The sequence below is a fragment of the Vibrio sp. V15_P4S5T153 genome (genome assembly GCF_963874485.1).
GTDB classification, from domain to species: domain Bacteria; phylum Pseudomonadota; class Gammaproteobacteria; order Enterobacterales; family Vibrionaceae; genus Vibrio; species Vibrio anguillarum.
Genome location: NZ_CAWNHR010000019.1, coordinates 503461 through 519001, shown reverse-complemented (window position 1 = coordinate 519001; position 15541 = coordinate 503461). Strand labels below are relative to the sequence as shown.

Here is a 15541-nt window from a genome sequence, read left to right as displayed (position 1 = left end):
TTATGGCCATACTTAAAGCAGAACATTTAGCGAAAAGCTATAAAAAACGCAAAGTCGTCTCTGACGTCAGCTTGCAAGTAGAATCGGGGCAGATTGTTGGCTTACTCGGCCCTAACGGCGCAGGAAAAACCACATCGTTTTACATGATCGTCGGCCTTGTCGCTCGTGATGAAGGTAAGATCAGCATTGATGATCACGACATCAGCATTTTACCTATGCACAGTCGCTCACGCTTAGGGATCGGCTACTTACCTCAAGAAGCGTCTATTTTCCGAAAATTATCGGTCGAAGATAACATCATGGCGGTACTTGAAACCCGTGAATCGATGACCCGTGAAGAGCGCCAAGATAAACTCGAAGATCTACTAGAAGAATTTCACATTCAACATATCCGCCATAGTGCGGGGATGGCGCTATCGGGTGGTGAACGTCGTCGAGTTGAAATTGCCCGCGCTCTTGCCGCAAACCCACAATTTATTTTGCTTGATGAACCCTTTGCAGGGGTCGACCCCATTTCCGTTATCGACATTAAAAAGATCATCCAACACCTGCGAGATCGTGGCTTAGGCGTTTTAATCACAGACCACAACGTTCGAGAAACATTGGACGTCTGTGAAAAAGCCTATATTGTAAGCCAGGGTCGTTTGATCGCAGAAGGTACACCACATGACGTGCTCAATAATGAAGAGGTAAAACAAGTTTATCTCGGTGAACAATTCCGTCTATGATTAAGTAGAGAGTGACATCAATTCTAAAAATAATAAGGTAACTGGCACTGAATGAAACCCTCATTACAACTGAAGCTCGGCCAACAATTAGCGATGACACCGCAGTTACAACAAGCCATTCGTTTGTTGCAACTCTCCACATTGGAACTCCAGCAAGAGATCCAAGAGGCTCTAGAGTCTAATCCATTATTGGATGTTGAAGAGGCCTATGAAGAGAATGCCACCGCTGATGTTCATAGCATCAATGAGGAGAAAGAAGCCAGTGCTGAGGTGTTAGATATTGAGCCACAAGACAGCTCTGACTTAATTGAAAAATCCGAAATCAGCAGCGAGCTTGAGATCGACACCACATGGGATGATGTCTACAGCGCGAACACAGGCAGCACAGGGATCGCCCTTGATGATGACATGCCCGTGTACCAAGGTGAAACAACGCAAACCCTGCAAGATTATCTACTGTGGCAATTAGATCTCACACCGTTTAGCGACACCGACCGCAGCATTGCTCTTGCCTTGATTGACGCCATCGATGACTACGGTTATCTCACCGTTTCTTTGGATGATATTTTAGAAAGCTTTGCCGATGAAAATATTGAGCTTGATGAAATTGAAGCCGTTCGTAAACGTGTTCAGCAGTTTGATCCCCTCGGTGTGGCTTCAGTCAACCTTCAAGACTGCCTGCTTTTACAATTAGCGACCTACCCTGCCAGTACCCCTTGGTTAGAAGAAGCTAAACAGCTGCTGATCCAACATATTGATCTGCTCGGCAATCGTGACTACAAGTTGATCATCAAAGAAACCAAGTTAAAAGAAGAAGATCTGCGAGAGGTATTGCAGCTCATTCAACAACTTGACCCAAGACCGGGAAATAATATTTCAACCGAGCACGCCGAATACGTTGTGCCTGACGTGTCTGTTTACAAAGATCACGGCAAATGGGTGGTAACAATAAACCCAGATAGCGTACCAAAACTTAAGATAAATCAACAATATGCAGCATTAGGCAAAGGTAACAGTGCCGATAGCAACTACATTCGCAGCAATTTGCAAGAAGCAAAATGGCTAATTAAGAGTTTAGAAAGCAGAAACGAGACACTGCTCAAAGTTGCCAAGTGTATTGTTGAACATCAACGTGATTTCTTTGAGTATGGTGAAGAGGCGATGAAGCCAATGGTACTCAATGACGTTGCTTTAGCGGTAGAAATGCATGAATCCACCATATCAAGGGTGACAACGCAGAAGTACATGCATACTCCGCGTGGTATTTTCGAATTGAAATACTTCTTCTCCAGCCATGTCAGTACCGACAGCGGGGGAGAGTGTTCATCGACTGCAATACGAGCACTGATTAAAAAACTGGTGGCCGCTGAAAATACAGCCAAACCATTAAGTGACAGTAAAATTGCAGATCTACTGGCTGACCAAGGGATTCAGGTAGCTAGACGGACGATAGCTAAATACCGTGAATCGTTGGGCATTGCTCCATCGAGTCAGCGCAAACGCCTACTGTAAGGCACAAAACAGAGAAGGAAAGTCTATGCAAATCAACATTAATGCCCATCACATTGATCTGACCGATTCAATGCAAGACTATGTAAACTCGAAGTTTCAAAAACTTGAGCGATTTTTTGACCATATCAATAACGTACAGGTTGTTTTACGTGTTGAAAAAGTACAACAGATCGCTGAAGCTACGCTCCACATAAATCAAGGTGATATCCACGCCGTGGCCGACAATGAAAATATGTATGCTGCCATTGACAGTTTAGTGGATAAACTCGTAAGACAACTCAACAAGCATAAAGAAAAGCTAAGTAGTCATTAATCATGCAATTAAGCGAAGTACTCTCATTGGACTGCACGAAAAGTGCGGTCCAATGCACCAGTAAAAAAAGAGCCCTAGAAATCATTAGCGAAATCGCTGCTGAGTATTCAGGTCAAAGTTCCACCGAGCTGTTTGAATGCATGCTCAGCCGAGAAAAAATGGGCAGTACTGGTATTGGTAATGGCATCGCCATTCCTCATGCAAGAATGACCAACAGTGATCGTGCCATTGCCGTTTTGCTGCAGTGTGAAGAACCGATTGAGTTTGATGCTATTGATAATCGACCTGTCGATCTACTGTTTGCGTTGCTCGTTCCTGAAGAGCAGTGCAAAGAGCATTTAAAAACGCTCGCTTGTATGGCCGAGCGCCTCAATGACAAACAAGTTTTAAAACAGCTTCGAAGTGCACAAAGCGATCAAGAGCTGTACGACATCATGACTAACCAATAACCACCGAGCCGAAACTATGCGTTTAATCGTTGTGAGTGGTCAATCAGGCGCAGGGAAAAGCGTTGCTTTACGAGTACTGGAGGATCTCGGCTACTATTGTGTCGATAACCTTCCCGTCAACTTGTTGGATGCGTTTATTCAATCAGTCCAAGGCAGCAAACAAAATGTCGCGGTAAGTATTGATATCCGTAACTTGCCTCAGGAGCCTAGTTTGGTTGCGGATGTTTTAGAGCAGCTAAAACAGAATAACGACGTTAGTGTGCTGTTTCTCGATGCCAGTAAAGAGACACTACTCAAGCGCTACAGCGAAACGCGTCGTATCCATCCTCTCTCATTAAACGCCGATAAACCTTCACTTGCGCAAGCGATTGAATTGGAAAAGTCGCTGCTTGCACCGCTCAAAGAGCAAGCCGATTTAGTGCTCGATAGCAGTAATCAATCGTTGCATGAGTTGAGCGAAACCGTACGCATGCGAATTGAAGGACGTGAGCGTAAAGATCTGGTGATGGTCTTTCAGTCTTTTGGCTTCAAATATGGACTACCCAGCGATGCAGACTACGTGTTTGATGTGCGTTTTTTACCCAACCCACATTGGGAACCCGATCTTCGCCCATTAACTGGCCTGGATGCACCAATTAAGTCGTTTCTTGAACGCCATAGTGAAGTAATTGAACTTAAACAACAAATTCAAAAGTTTGTTGAATACTGGCTACCGATGCTCGAAAAAAACAACCGCAGTTATCTCACAATTGCGATTGGTTGCACCGGTGGTAAGCACCGCTCCGTTTACCTGACTCAACAGCTTGGCGAGTACTTTGCTCAATTAGGTCACCAAGTACAGATACGCCATACATCATTAGAAAAACAGCAATAGGAGCGATGGTATGCCACTATTAAGTAAAACGGTTTTAATCCAAAATCGCTTGGGCCTTCATGCTCGTGCAGCCGTTAAGCTGGTTGAACTGTCGCAATCTTTTGATGCGGTGGTCACCATTCAAAGTGAAGAAGGAAAAGAAGCCACTGCAGACAGTGTAATGGGTTTATTGATGCTCGAATCCGCACAAGGTCAATACATCACCATCAATGCTGAAGGCTCACAAGCAGAGCCTGCTTTGCAAGCGGTTAGTTCGCTGATTGAACATAAATTCGATGAAGACGAGTAAGCACAAGGCTTACACTCCACTCTCCCACAGACAGCGCATGCGCGCCCCTGATAGTCAAAATAAATTCAGTGCTTAATAAGAACTTATTAAATAAGGCCTAGAATTAAGTTACTATTCAACACATTGTAAGAATCCTAAGTAGGGGGAAACCATGGCCGAGCAAATTGAATTTGATCAAGCTCACCTAACCCTCCAAGAAGTCAGCGAAGCTTTAGAAAATGGTCGTTTTGTCCATGTCCGTCGCCAATTGCAGGACATGGAGCCAGAAGATATTGCTCACCTCTTAGAAGCCTCTCCACGTAAAAGCCGGGAGGTGTTATGGCAACTCACCGACCCAGAAGACTACGGTGAAATCCTTGATGAACTCAACGAAGACGTCAAAGATGCCCTAGTTTCCAAAATGGCACCCGAAAAACTGGCAGAAGCGACCGAAGGCATGGACACCGATGACGTGGCCTATGTACTGCGTAGCTTGCCAGATGACGTGTCACGCGAAGTGCTTTCGCAGATGGACAGCGCTGATCGCCAGCGCGTTGAAACCGCGCTCTCCTATTCAGAGGAAACAGCCGGCGGGATCATGAATACCGACGTGATCACCATTCGTGGTGACGTTGATATTGACGTGGTTTTACGCTATTTACGCATGCGCGGCGATCTGCCCGAAGCAACCGATGCACTTTACGTGATTGACGATGAAAGTAAGCTGATTGGGCATCTCTCACTCACCACCTTGCTGACCACGCAACCGGATATTCCAGTAAGTGAAGTCATGGATGATGCCGATGAGGCGATTTTGGTCACCACCAGCGACTCAGATGTTGCCAGCCTGTTTGAACGTCGCAACTGGGTGTCCGCGCCTGTGGTGGATGAAAACCAGCACTTGGTCGGTCGGATCACCATTGATGACGTCGTTGACATCATTCGTGAAGATGCCGAACACTCAATGATGAGCATGGCTGGTATGAACGATGACGAAGATACCTTTGCTCCAGTAGTCAAATCCGCACGTAAACGGACCATCTGGCTTGGGGCAAATGTTTTGGCCGCCCTCGCCGCAGCCTCTGTTTCTAACATGTTTGAAGCAACACTGGATCAAATGGCCGCCATTGCCGTGCTAATGACCATAGTGCCCTCAATGGGTGGTGTCGCAGGTAACCAAACCGTGGCCTTGGTCATTCGTGGTTTAGCATTGGGACATATCGGTGACAGTAACCAACGTGAATTGCTATTCAAAGAAGCGGCAATCGGTTTTTTAAATGGCATCATGTGGGCTACCATTATTGGCGGCATTGTGGTGGCATGGAAAGGCAATTGGATGCTTGGCGGCATCATTTCCGCAGCAATGATGGCCAACCTACTCATTGCCGGGATCGCCGGCGTCACCATCCCAATTTTACTGAAAAAAATGAAAATCGACCCGGCTCTTGCTGGCGGAATGGCGTTAACAACCGTCACCGATGTGGTTGGGCTTTCTGTCTTTCTCGGCTTGGCGACCATTTTGATGTAGCCCTATTTTGATGTAACCCTATAGTGATACATACCCAAACCACCCATAAAAAAAGCTTGGTTGTTATACCAAGCTTTTTCATATTCAGCTTAAGCGATTATTCGCCCGCAATTTTCATCGATTCAAGTAAAATAGACCCAGTTTGGATTTGCGAGCGTGTTTCGACATCACTCCCTACCGCCACCATTTGCTGGAACATATCTTTCAAATTACCCGCGATAGTAATCTCAGATACAGGGTATTGAATCACACCGTTTTCAACCCAGAAACCAGCGGCGCCACGCGAATAATCACCTGTCACTGCATTTACACCTTGACCCATCACTTCAGTGACTAACAAACCTGTACCCAACGCTTTGAGCATCTGCTCAAAATTTTGCCCTGTGGATTGAACATACCAGTTATGGATGCCACCCGCGTGACCAGTTGGAGTCATCTTCATTTTACGAGCGGCATAGCTGCTCAGAAGATAAGTCGAGAGCACGCCATCAGTAATGATTTGGCGGTCTTGAGTAAATACCCCTTCACTATCAAATGGGCTTGATGCCAACGCACGTAATACATGGGGTTTTTCGGCAATATTGAACCAATCGGGTAAAATTTTCTCGCCTAACTTATCAAGTAAAAAGGAAGATTTACGATACAAGCTGCCACCACTGATCGCCATCACCAAATGGCCAATCAAACCTGTCGCTACATCTGCGGCAAACATCACCGGAACTTTGCCCGTCTTCAGTTTTTTTGCATCTAAACGGCTGATGGTTTTTTCTGCAGCTTGTTGCCCGACCAGCTCTGGCGACCATAAATCGTCGCGGTGACGTGCAACGGTATAGCTATAATCACGCTCCATCTCACCATTTTTACCCTCACCAATCACGCAGCAGCTAATACTATGACGGCTAGAGGCATAACTCGCGAGCAAACCATGGCTATTACCATACACTTTCACACCGTAATGGCTGTCATAACTTGCGCCATCACTTTGTTTGATCTTGTTGCTGTAAGCTAACGCTTTCTCTTCTGCAGCAATGGCAATTTTAGCGGCCATGTCCGGGTTAGGTTCATCGGGATGGAAGAGATCTAAATCAGGAATATTTCGCACCATTAGCTCTTGAGGTGCAGGGCCTGCATAAGGATCTTCAGAAGTGTAAAGCGCAATATCAAGCGCTGCAGCGACCGTCTGCGCAATTGCTTTTTCACTGAGATCTGACGTCGACGCACTGCCTTTACGTTGCCCACGATACACAGTGATGCCTAATGCCCCATCACTGTTAAATTCTACGTTTTCAACTTCACACATTCGCGTCGAAACACTCAGGCCGGTACTTTTGGTGATCGCCACTTCAGCAGCATCAGAACTGAGCGCAGCCATCTCTAATGCCTTAGCAACCGCCGCTTCAAGTTCGATGCGCTGCTGAGCAACTTGTTGTTTTACGTCCATATCTCATCAATTATTAGCAAACAATGTCATTAGGATAACAAGAATTTCGCTTTCTCCCCACGATTCTTGCTAAAATAGCTGACATACATAACTCAATAGATGAAGAAAATGGCGCGTAAGAATCAAAAAGCTCCTTGGGAAGAAGAAGAGGAGATCATTTGGGTTAGCAAAACCGAAATGAAAAACGACATGACTGAGCTACAAAAACTGGGTGAAGAGTTGGTTGCTCTGAAGCCATCTCAGTTAGCAAAAATTCCGATGTCTGAAGATTTGATGGATGCCATCAAAGATGCTCAGCGTTTTAGCATGGAAGCCAGACGCCGCCAACTGCAATACATTGGTAAAATGATGCGTACCATCGATGCCGAACCGATTCAAGCGGCATTGGATAAACTGCGCAATAAGCATTCACAAAATACCGCCATGCTGCACAAGCTCGAACAGATGCGTGATCGTATTGTGGAGAAAGGTGACAGCGCGATTGAAGATGCGATGGCACTCTATCCAGATATGGATCGTCAACGTCTGCGCCAATTAGCGCGTCAAGCAAATAAAGAGAAAGCCAACAGCAAACCACCAAGAGCATCACGAGAGATTTTCCAAGTGCTCAGAGAGCATAACGATAAGTCAGTTTAACCTGTCATAGTGCTGATTAGATGCCAAAACCTCACCTAAACGTGTGAGGTTTTTTTATTCCCCCGCACGCACAAAATCACTGAGCTGCGCGTCTGCGTGTTGCGCGGAAAGTGCCTCAATACGATCACTCACTAACACATGTCCTTGAGCCATAAACGCAAAATGGCTCGCAATCGCTTTGGCATCACTAATATGGTGCGTCACCATCACAACAGTGATCTCTCTTTCTGCGGCTAACTGCTTAACCAAAAACAGCATCTCTTCTCTGAGTAGCGGATCCAAGGCGGAAAAAGGCTCATCCAGCAGCCAGATAGGATGTGGTTGTACAAAACAGCGCGCCAGAGCAACTCGTTGACGCTGCCCACCTGAGAGCTGCTCAGGCAAGCGATCAAGTAGCGCAGCCAAACCCACTTGCTGCGCGGCGCACTCAACCAACGCCTTTTGTGAAGGGGTTAATTTCAGCCCCGGATGTAGCCCAAGGCTAATATTTTCACGCACAGTGAGATGGGCAAAAAGATTGTGCTCTTGAAACAGCATCGAAAAAGGACGCAAGTGTGGCTCTTGCCCAAGTAAAGATTGCCCTTGCACTTGGATATCGCCGCTTTTCGGTGCAATAAAGCCCGCAACTAAGCTCAGTAAAGTCGACTTGCCCGCCCCGCTTGGCCCCATCAAAGAGAGAATCGCCCCTCGCGGTACAGAGAGCGAAAATTCAAACCACTCCTGTTGATACTCATAATGTACGGCCTTGAGTTCTAACATTGCTTTACCTTTGAATGTGAGTGAAATAACCGCTCAATGAGGGCAAAACAACCCACACTGAGTAGCAACAGCGTAAGGGAAACCACTGCCGCCGCTTGCATTTGGTAACTGCCCAGCAGTTGGAACAGGTAAAGCGGTAAGGTTCTAAACTCTTGGCTACCAAATAGAGCAATCGCACTTAAATCCCCCATTGAGAGCAAAAAGCTGATCGCAAAGGCATGCGCTAAGGGTTTACGCAACGCACGCAGCTCAATCACTTGCAAACGCTGCCACCCTTTAATGCCAAGGCTGGCACATAACCATTGATATTGCTGCGCAATATGCAGCATAGGTTGCGCCAATGTTTTCAACACATATGGCAATGCCATTAAGCCATTGACGAAAAAAACTACCCAATACGCTAGGCTAAATGCATCGGTCCAGATACGCAGCAACAGAAAAAGCCCAGTGCTGATAACAAGCCCTGGCGTGACCAAAATAATCGCGCCAATCAACTCTAATTGGTCCGCCTTACGGTTGTGCTGCTGCAGGCGCCAAGCGCGAGTCGTGATGAGTATGCCAACCCCAGCCGAAACAGCAACCACGCTTGCCAATAACGCCACTTGCAGTGAAGCCCAAAGCGCACGCCAGAATTGCTCATCGCTCAAGATATGAAAAAGCTGCGAATTTAAACCGCTCAAGATGACCATCACCAGCGGCGGAAGTACTAACAGCAACGCAAGGAAGATCCATGCGCCGTCCCAACATTGCGCTTTTCGATTGTCTCGACTAACCACATAATCACTCGCTTGACGCCCTGTGGTGATGGCTAACGGCTTCGCTAGACGTGAAATGGATAGAGACAGCAGCCCGCATAACAGCATCTGCCACAGCGCAAGCAGCGCGCCGGCTTGTAAATCAAAATCAAATTTGATCGCCTGATAAATCGCCAGCTCAATCGTGGTGGATTTAGGCCCGCCGCCAAGTGCCATCACAGTGGCAAAACTGGTAAAACAGAGCATGAACACTAAACCACAGACATGAGGAAGCTGCTGACGCAGACGTGGCCACTCAACCCAACGAAACTTGTGCCAATGACTCATGCCAAGATGCGCGCATAACTTATGCTGCTCCGCCGGGATCGACTCTAACGCTTGCAGCAATAAACGGCTGGCATACGGGAGATTAAAAAACAGATGCGCCAGTAAAATACCGTTTAATCCGTAAATGGAAAACGGCAGTTTGCTATCAAACCACGCAAGCAGCGAGGCGAGCAGGCCGCTATTACCATAAATGGCCAACAAACCAAATACGCCCACCAGCACTGGAAGCACTAAGGTCGTTGCAAACAATTTGATCAGCAGCGCACGTCCGCAAAATCGACGGCGGTAAAGTGCGTGAGCAACAGGAACCGCGAAGCCAACACTGAGCAGCATCGACAAGCTGGCTTGGTAAAAACTAAATTGAGTAACGTGGCGATAATACGGGTCTTGCCATACGTGCATCACATTTAAGCTGGGTGCTTGTAACAGCAACGCCGCCAACGCACTGATGACAAAGGTCGCGACAAGTATCGCGACCCCAATGCCTATTTTAGGAATAGCATTCAAACTTTATCGCACCTTAAAACGTTAAGGCAGTTTGCCACTCACGGATCCACGCTTTACGCATCTCAGACACCTCTTGTGCGCTAAAGGTAAGCGCCTTTGATGGCACAGCCAGCGTTTCAAAACCTTTCGGTAGCACGACAGACGTCACAGGATACATCCAGTTTCCGGTTGGCATCACCGACTGAAATTGATCACTTAAAATAAAGTGCATGAACTCATCGGCCAATTTGCCGTTATCACTGTGTTTTACTTTCGCAGCCACTTCCACTTGCATGTAGTGTCCTTCGGCAAAATCGGCAGCCGCGTACTTGGCGTCATTTTCCGCAATCAAATGATAGGCTGGAGAGGTGGTGTAAGAGAGCACCAGATCAGACTCACCTTTTAGAAACATCGCATAGGCTTCTGACCAACCTTTGGTGACTGTCACCGTCTTATTGGCGAGCTGTTGCCATGCTAAATTGGCTTTCTCACCATAGACAGATTTCATCCACAGCAGTAAGCCTTGACCGGGTGTTGAAGTGCGCGGATCTTGATAAATCACTTTAAGATCATCGCGCTTTTCTACCAACTCTTTTAAGCTTTTCGGTGGGTTTGCTAATTTCTCTTTATTGTAAACAAAGGCAAAATAGCCGTAATCATAAGGAACAAATGTTTCATCACTCCAACCACCGGGTAGCGTGACTTGGCCCGTCTCGACATTATGATTTGCCAATAAGCCAGTCTGTTTGGCCTCGGCCATTAAGTTGTTATCTAAACCGAGTACGATGTCTGCTTTACTGTTATTACCTTCAAGACGTAAACGGTTTAGGATCGATACCCCATCATCGAGTGCCACAAACTGAAGATCGCAAGCGCATTGTGCTTCAAATGCTTTTTCAATCGCCGGTCCCGGGCCCCATTCTGATGCGAACGAGTCATAGGTATAAACGGTAAGGATATTGTCAGCGGCATGCGCTGAAAAAGAGGTGATGGTAGCAAGTGCAATGGTATTAAGAGTGGTGTTCAACTGGTCGCTCTCCTTGGTTGAGCGGCACAGGCTTGAGGAGGATGAGAATATTCTATTATTCCTATTCTGAGATCCTAACCCAATTCCTACGCCAGCATTATCTGGTTCAGGTTTACGGGTCCCAAGCTCACGCTTGATCTCAGCAGCATTCATTGAGATGAATGATTTGCTCCCCGTTGAGTGAGGTGGATTGTAATTGGAATTAACGCAATAAGCTATACCGTTGGGCGTGAGTCATATCCCCAACGCGGCACAAGCCCTTGTTCAACGCCTAAATGGTCCAAAATACGCGCCACCATAAAATCGACCAAGTCTTCAATTGACTGCGGCTGATGATAAAAACCGGGGGCAGCGGGCATAATGGTGACGCCCATTTGCGACAACTTGAGCATGTTTTCTAAATGTAAGGTGGAAAACGGAGTTTCGCGTACCACTAACACCAGCTGACCACGCTCTTTCATCACTACATCGGCAGCACGTTCGATCAAATTATCGGACATGCCATGGGCAATCGCCGCAACGCTGCCTGCCGAACATGGGCACACCACCATCTGTTTTGGCGCAGCAGAGCCCGAAGCCACTGGAGAGAACCACTCTTCTTTGCCGCACACGACAAGCTGTGAGGCATCGCAGTGTAAATGTTCCACCAACGCAGCTTTGGCTGCCTCAGTCCCACTGGGCAACTTCAAACCGTGCTCGGTTGCAAGCACAACGCGCGCGGCCGAAGAGATCAAAAGATACACTCGGTAATCTGCAGCCAATAAACACTCCAACAGACGAAGTCCGTAAGGAGCACCTGAAGCGCCAGTAAAGGCTAAAGTGATGGCTTTCTGTTGTGTTGTCATAACTCTCTATTTCGTTTGTGTCGCTGGCATTACATGGCTTGATTTAATGCAAGTAGAAGCTTGTTATGAATACCTTCAAAGCCACCATTGCTCATCACCAAAATGTGATCGCCCGGCTGGGCTTCCTGCGCAATTTGCGCGACGAAAGCATCAATATCATCATTCACTTGCGCTGGTTGTGAGCATTGATCAGCTACATCCTGCACCGACCAAGCAAGATTGTTCGGCTGATAGAGATAAACTGAATCGGCTTGCTGTAATGACGCCGCTAAAGTTTGCTTATGTACGCCCAACTTCATCGTAGCCGAACGAGGCTCTAAAACCGCGATAATTTTCTGATCGCCTACCTTGTTACGTAAACCACCCAAAGTAAGTTCAATGGCCGTTGGATGATGAGCAAAATCGTCATACAACGTAATACCGTTCACTTCGCCTTTGAGCTCTAAACGACGTTTGGTATTGATAAATTTGCCCAAAGCTTGACAGGCTAAATCTGGTGTGACCCCCACGTGACGCGCCGCGCCAATCGCCATTAAGGCGTTATCGACATTATGATCGCCAACCAAATCCCAAGTCACGCGCCCCACGCGTTCATTGTCAAAGAACACATCAAATTGCGAACCATCACGCGTGATTTTTTCAGCTTTCCACTGCACTTGCTCGCCGGTAAACTCGGTTTCGCTCCAGCAGCCACGTGCGAGAACATCCGCTAATGCGCGCTCTTTTTGCGGAGCAAAAATACGGCCATTGCCCGGCACAGTACGCACTAGATGATGAAATTGGCGCTTAATCGCTTCAAGATCGTCAAAAATGTCTGCATGATCAAACTCTAAGTTGTTCAACACTAAAGTGCGTGGGTGATAATGGACAAACTTAGAACGCTTATCGAAAAAAGCGCTGTCATATTCATCGGCTTCAACCACAAAAAACATGCTTTCGCCCAAACGCGCAGAAATACCAAAGTTGCCAAGTACGCCTCCCACCAAAAAGCCCGGTTGGTAACCGCAATCTTCTAAGATCCACGCCAACATGCTCGACGTGGTGGTTTTACCGTGTGTACCAGCCACCGCAAGGACCCAGCGGTCATGCAACAGGAACTCTTGCAACCATTGCGGGCCAGAAGTGTAACGCAAGTTGTGGTTCAGCACATATTCAACACACGGATTGCCGCGACTCATGGCGTTGCCAATCACCACCAAATCAGGCTTGGGCTCTAATTGAGCAGGGTCAAAGCCTTCGATAATCTCGATCCCTTGAGACTCCAATAACGTACTCATCGGTGGGTAAACGTTGGCGTCGCTGCCGGTAACTTTATGACCTAATTGCCGCGCTAAAACGGCAACACCGCCCATAAACGTACCGCAAATCCCAAGAATGTGAATATGCATAAATCCTAGCCTCGCACATGGCGTTGTGAGTGATTGCCTCCATTATCACCATCCATTTAAGAAAAGCGAGCATGTTTGCAACTTCTAAAAAGTCGACAAACAAATTGAGATCTCAATCTGTTACTTCATTACCATTAAAAAGATCTAAGCCCTAAAATCGCAGTGTTACCCAAACGTTATCAAATGGGTCACTCGTTTCGGCCGACATCCCAACAAGAGGATGCGTTGTGAAACAATCACTCCCCCCTATATAGCTATGTTAAGGAAATAACATGTCTGAGATTCGCACTCTTGGCGAGTTTATTGTTGAGAAACAACATGACTTCCCCCACGCAAGCGGTGATCTTTCATCTCTGTTGTCCTCTATTCGTCTTGCGGCAAAAATTGTTAATAGAGAAATCAACAAAGCAGGCCTTGCTGATATTACCGGTGCAGTTGGTACGGATAATATTCAAGGCGAAGAACAACAAAAACTCGATGTCTACGCCAACGAAAAATTTAAAGCGGCGCTTGAAGCGCGCGATCAAGTGTGTGGTGTCGCTAGTGAAGAAGAAGATGAAGCGGTTGCGTTTAGCAAAGAGCTCAACAAAAACGCAAAATACGTGGTGTTGATGGACCCGCTGGACGGCTCATCCAACATCGATGTCAATGTCTCTGTCGGCACGATTTTTTCTATTTATCGCCGCGTATCGCCAGTCGGCACGCCACCAACACAAGAAGACTTCTTACAACCCGGTAATAAACAGGTTGCGGCTGGTTATGTTATTTACGGCTCTTCAACCATGTTGGTGTATACCACTGGCAACGGCGTGAATGGCTTTACTTATGATCCGTCACTCGGCACCTTCTATCTTTCACACCCCAATATGATGACCTTCGATGATGGTAAAATTTACTCCATCAATGAAGGTAACTACATCCGCTTCCCAACTGGCGTCAAAAAATACATTAAATACTGCCAAGAGAATGTGCCTGAAGATAATCGCCCTTACACGTCACGTTACATTGGTTCGCTAGTGGCGGATTTTCACCGTAACCTGCTCAAAGGTGGGATCTATCTATACCCAAGCACGCAAAGCCATCCAAACGGCAAGCTGCGTCTATTGTATGAATGCAATCCTATGGCGTTTTTGATTGAACAAGCAGGCGGTATTGCTTCTGACGGTGTCAATCGCGTGTTGGATATTAAGCCGACAGAACTGCATCAACGTGTGCCATTCTTCTGCGGTTCAAAAAATATGGTCCATAAATTGGAAGAGTTCTTGGAACTCAATCGCGATTAAATCAGCTCAATGAGCGCCTAACTCTAGGCGCTTTTTTTATCGATAAATATGAGGCAAGACTCTCTTTTTACGGTTTACACCGTTTCCTATTTACCGCTAAAGTTGCAACACAAGCGTTTACGTTCTGTTAATCAACCCAAAACAATTCAAGTCCAGCGACGAAAAAGGAAATGCTAAATGAGCTTAAACAACGTTCCGGCAGGAAAATCACTGCCTGATGATATTTACGTGGTGATTGAAATTCCAGCCAACGCCGACCCAATCAAATACGAAGTCGACAAAGAATCTGGCGCGGTATTTGTGGACCGTTTCATGTCTTCACCTATGTTCTACCCATGCAACTACGGTTATGTGAATCACACCTTATCGCTCGATGGCGATCCTGTCGATGTGTTGGTGCCCACCCCTTACCCGCTCATGCCAGGCTCGGTGATTCGCTGCCGCCCAGTTGGCGTATTGAAGATGACCGATGAGTCTGGTGAAGATGCCAAAGTGGTGGCGGTTCCTCACTCCAAGCTCACCAAAGAGTACGACCACATTCAAGACGTAAATGACCTGCCAGCACTACTGAAGGCGCAAATTACACAGTTCTTTGAACGCTATAAAGAGCTTGAAGCGGGCAAATGGGTCAAAGTCGATGGATGGGAAGATGCCGCTGCCGCGCGAGCTGAAATCCTGACTTCATTTGAACGCGCTCAAAAATAGTCACCATCATTAAACAGTCACGATAGTTATATACCTAAACAACTTGGAGTTGCAGGTAGGCGGCAAGTGAGTGAGTCCCCATGAGCATAGGCAAACTATGTGATTGGGGTGAACGAACGTAACCAACACCGCTGCAGCTTCAAGTAGGAAGGGTATAAGTGTCGTTATAAATAAAAAGCCACATCCTGCTAATACGCTGTGTGGCTTTTTATTTCCA

Annotated in this window: 16 protein-coding genes and 1 riboswitch; of the genes, 10 read left to right on the top strand and 6 right to left on the bottom strand. The window is 46.8% G+C overall.

The window, feature by feature from the left end; all coding sequences use genetic code 11:
* Window positions 1-2: 2 nt before the first annotated feature.
* From lptB to mgtE, 7 genes are all read left to right on the top strand, one after another.
* Window positions 3-728, top strand: a complete 726-nt coding sequence (gene lptB, locus AACT42_RS21020) for an LPS export ABC transporter ATP-binding protein (RefSeq protein WP_013855971.1) — start codon at window positions 3-5, stop codon at window positions 726-728.
* A gap of 51 nt (window positions 729-779) precedes the next feature.
* Complete coding sequence (locus AACT42_RS21015; protein WP_013855970.1) at window positions 780-2240, top strand: RNA polymerase factor sigma-54; 1461 nt, start codon at window positions 780-782, stop codon at window positions 2238-2240.
* Between the two features lie 25 nt (window positions 2241-2265).
* Window positions 2266-2553 (top strand): ribosome hibernation promoting factor, encoded by a 288-nt coding sequence (gene hpf, locus AACT42_RS21010; protein ID WP_013855969.1) that lies wholly within the window; start codon window positions 2266-2268, stop codon window positions 2551-2553.
* 2 nt (window positions 2554-2555) lie between these two features.
* Window positions 2556-3002: a PTS IIA-like nitrogen regulatory protein PtsN gene (ptsN, locus tag AACT42_RS21005; RefSeq protein WP_094133332.1), complete on the top strand. Its 447-nt coding sequence runs from the start codon at window positions 2556-2558 to the stop codon at window positions 3000-3002.
* A 16-nt stretch (window positions 3003-3018) separates the two neighbouring features.
* Window positions 3019-3876, top strand: a complete 858-nt coding sequence (rapZ, locus tag AACT42_RS21000; protein WP_010318814.1) for an RNase adapter RapZ — start codon at window positions 3019-3021, stop codon at window positions 3874-3876.
* Between the two features lie 10 nt (window positions 3877-3886).
* Entirely contained in the window at window positions 3887-4165 is a 279-nt protein-coding gene (locus AACT42_RS20995) for an HPr family phosphocarrier protein (RefSeq protein WP_013855967.1), read from the top strand.
* A 151-nt stretch (window positions 4166-4316) separates the two neighbouring features.
* Window positions 4317-5672, top strand: coding sequence for a magnesium transporter (gene mgtE, locus AACT42_RS20990; RefSeq protein ID WP_013855966.1), 1356 nt, complete (start codon window positions 4317-4319; stop codon window positions 5670-5672).
* Window positions 5673-5769: 97 nt separating this feature from the next.
* On the opposite strand, the gene pmbA is transcribed toward mgtE, so the two are convergent.
* Window positions 5770-7113, bottom strand: a complete 1344-nt coding sequence (gene pmbA / locus AACT42_RS20985; RefSeq protein ID WP_081245151.1) for a metalloprotease PmbA — start codon at window positions 7111-7113, stop codon at window positions 5770-5772.
* A gap of 108 nt (window positions 7114-7221) precedes the next feature.
* Between pmbA and yjgA the strand changes: the two genes are divergently transcribed.
* Window positions 7222-7749: a ribosome biogenesis factor YjgA gene (yjgA, locus tag AACT42_RS20980; RefSeq protein ID WP_272925449.1), complete on the top strand. Its 528-nt coding sequence runs from the start codon at window positions 7222-7224 to the stop codon at window positions 7747-7749.
* A gap of 54 nt (window positions 7750-7803) precedes the next feature.
* Here the strand turns inward: yjgA and thiQ are convergent, their stop codons facing one another.
* The 5 genes from thiQ to mpl form a co-directional block, all read right to left on the bottom strand.
* Window positions 7804-8508 carry a thiamine ABC transporter ATP-binding protein gene (gene thiQ / locus AACT42_RS20975; RefSeq protein WP_094133333.1) on the bottom strand — a complete coding sequence of 235 codons (705 nt, stop codon included), beginning with the start codon at window positions 8506-8508 and terminating at the stop codon, window positions 7804-7806.
* Complete coding sequence (gene thiP / locus AACT42_RS20970) at window positions 8502-10097, bottom strand: thiamine/thiamine pyrophosphate ABC transporter permease ThiP (RefSeq protein ID WP_094133334.1); 1596 nt, start codon at window positions 10095-10097, stop codon at window positions 8502-8504. Before thiP ends, thiQ begins: the two co-directional genes overlap by 7 nt.
* Window positions 10098-10110: 13 nt before the next feature.
* Window positions 10111-11103, bottom strand: a complete 993-nt coding sequence (thiB, locus tag AACT42_RS20965) for a thiamine ABC transporter substrate binding subunit (RefSeq protein WP_094133335.1) — start codon at window positions 11101-11103, stop codon at window positions 10111-10113.
* Window positions 11104-11169: 66 nt separating this feature from the next.
* Window positions 11170-11289: riboswitch (TPP riboswitch) on the bottom strand.
* A gap of 29 nt (window positions 11290-11318) precedes the next feature.
* On the bottom strand, window positions 11319-11948 hold the full coding sequence (locus AACT42_RS20960) for a flavin prenyltransferase UbiX (protein ID WP_013855960.1): 630 nt from the start codon (window positions 11946-11948) through the stop codon (window positions 11319-11321).
* Window positions 11949-11977: 29 nt separating this feature from the next.
* Window positions 11978-13336: a UDP-N-acetylmuramate:L-alanyl-gamma-D-glutamyl-meso-diaminopimelate ligase gene (mpl, locus tag AACT42_RS20955; protein ID WP_047690476.1), complete on the bottom strand. Its 1359-nt coding sequence runs from the start codon at window positions 13334-13336 to the stop codon at window positions 11978-11980.
* 272 nt (window positions 13337-13608) lie between these two features.
* Here mpl and fbp point away from each other — a divergent pair, with 272 nt between their 5' ends.
* Both fbp and ppa read left to right on the top strand, forming a co-directional pair.
* Window positions 13609-14619, top strand: coding sequence for a class 1 fructose-bisphosphatase (fbp, locus tag AACT42_RS20950; protein WP_013855958.1), 1011 nt, complete (start codon window positions 13609-13611; stop codon window positions 14617-14619).
* A gap of 177 nt (window positions 14620-14796) precedes the next feature.
* Window positions 14797-15324 carry an inorganic diphosphatase gene (ppa, locus tag AACT42_RS20945; protein ID WP_010318803.1) on the top strand — a complete coding sequence of 176 codons (528 nt, stop codon included), beginning with the start codon at window positions 14797-14799 and terminating at the stop codon, window positions 15322-15324.
* Window positions 15325-15541: the final 217 nt, after the last annotated feature.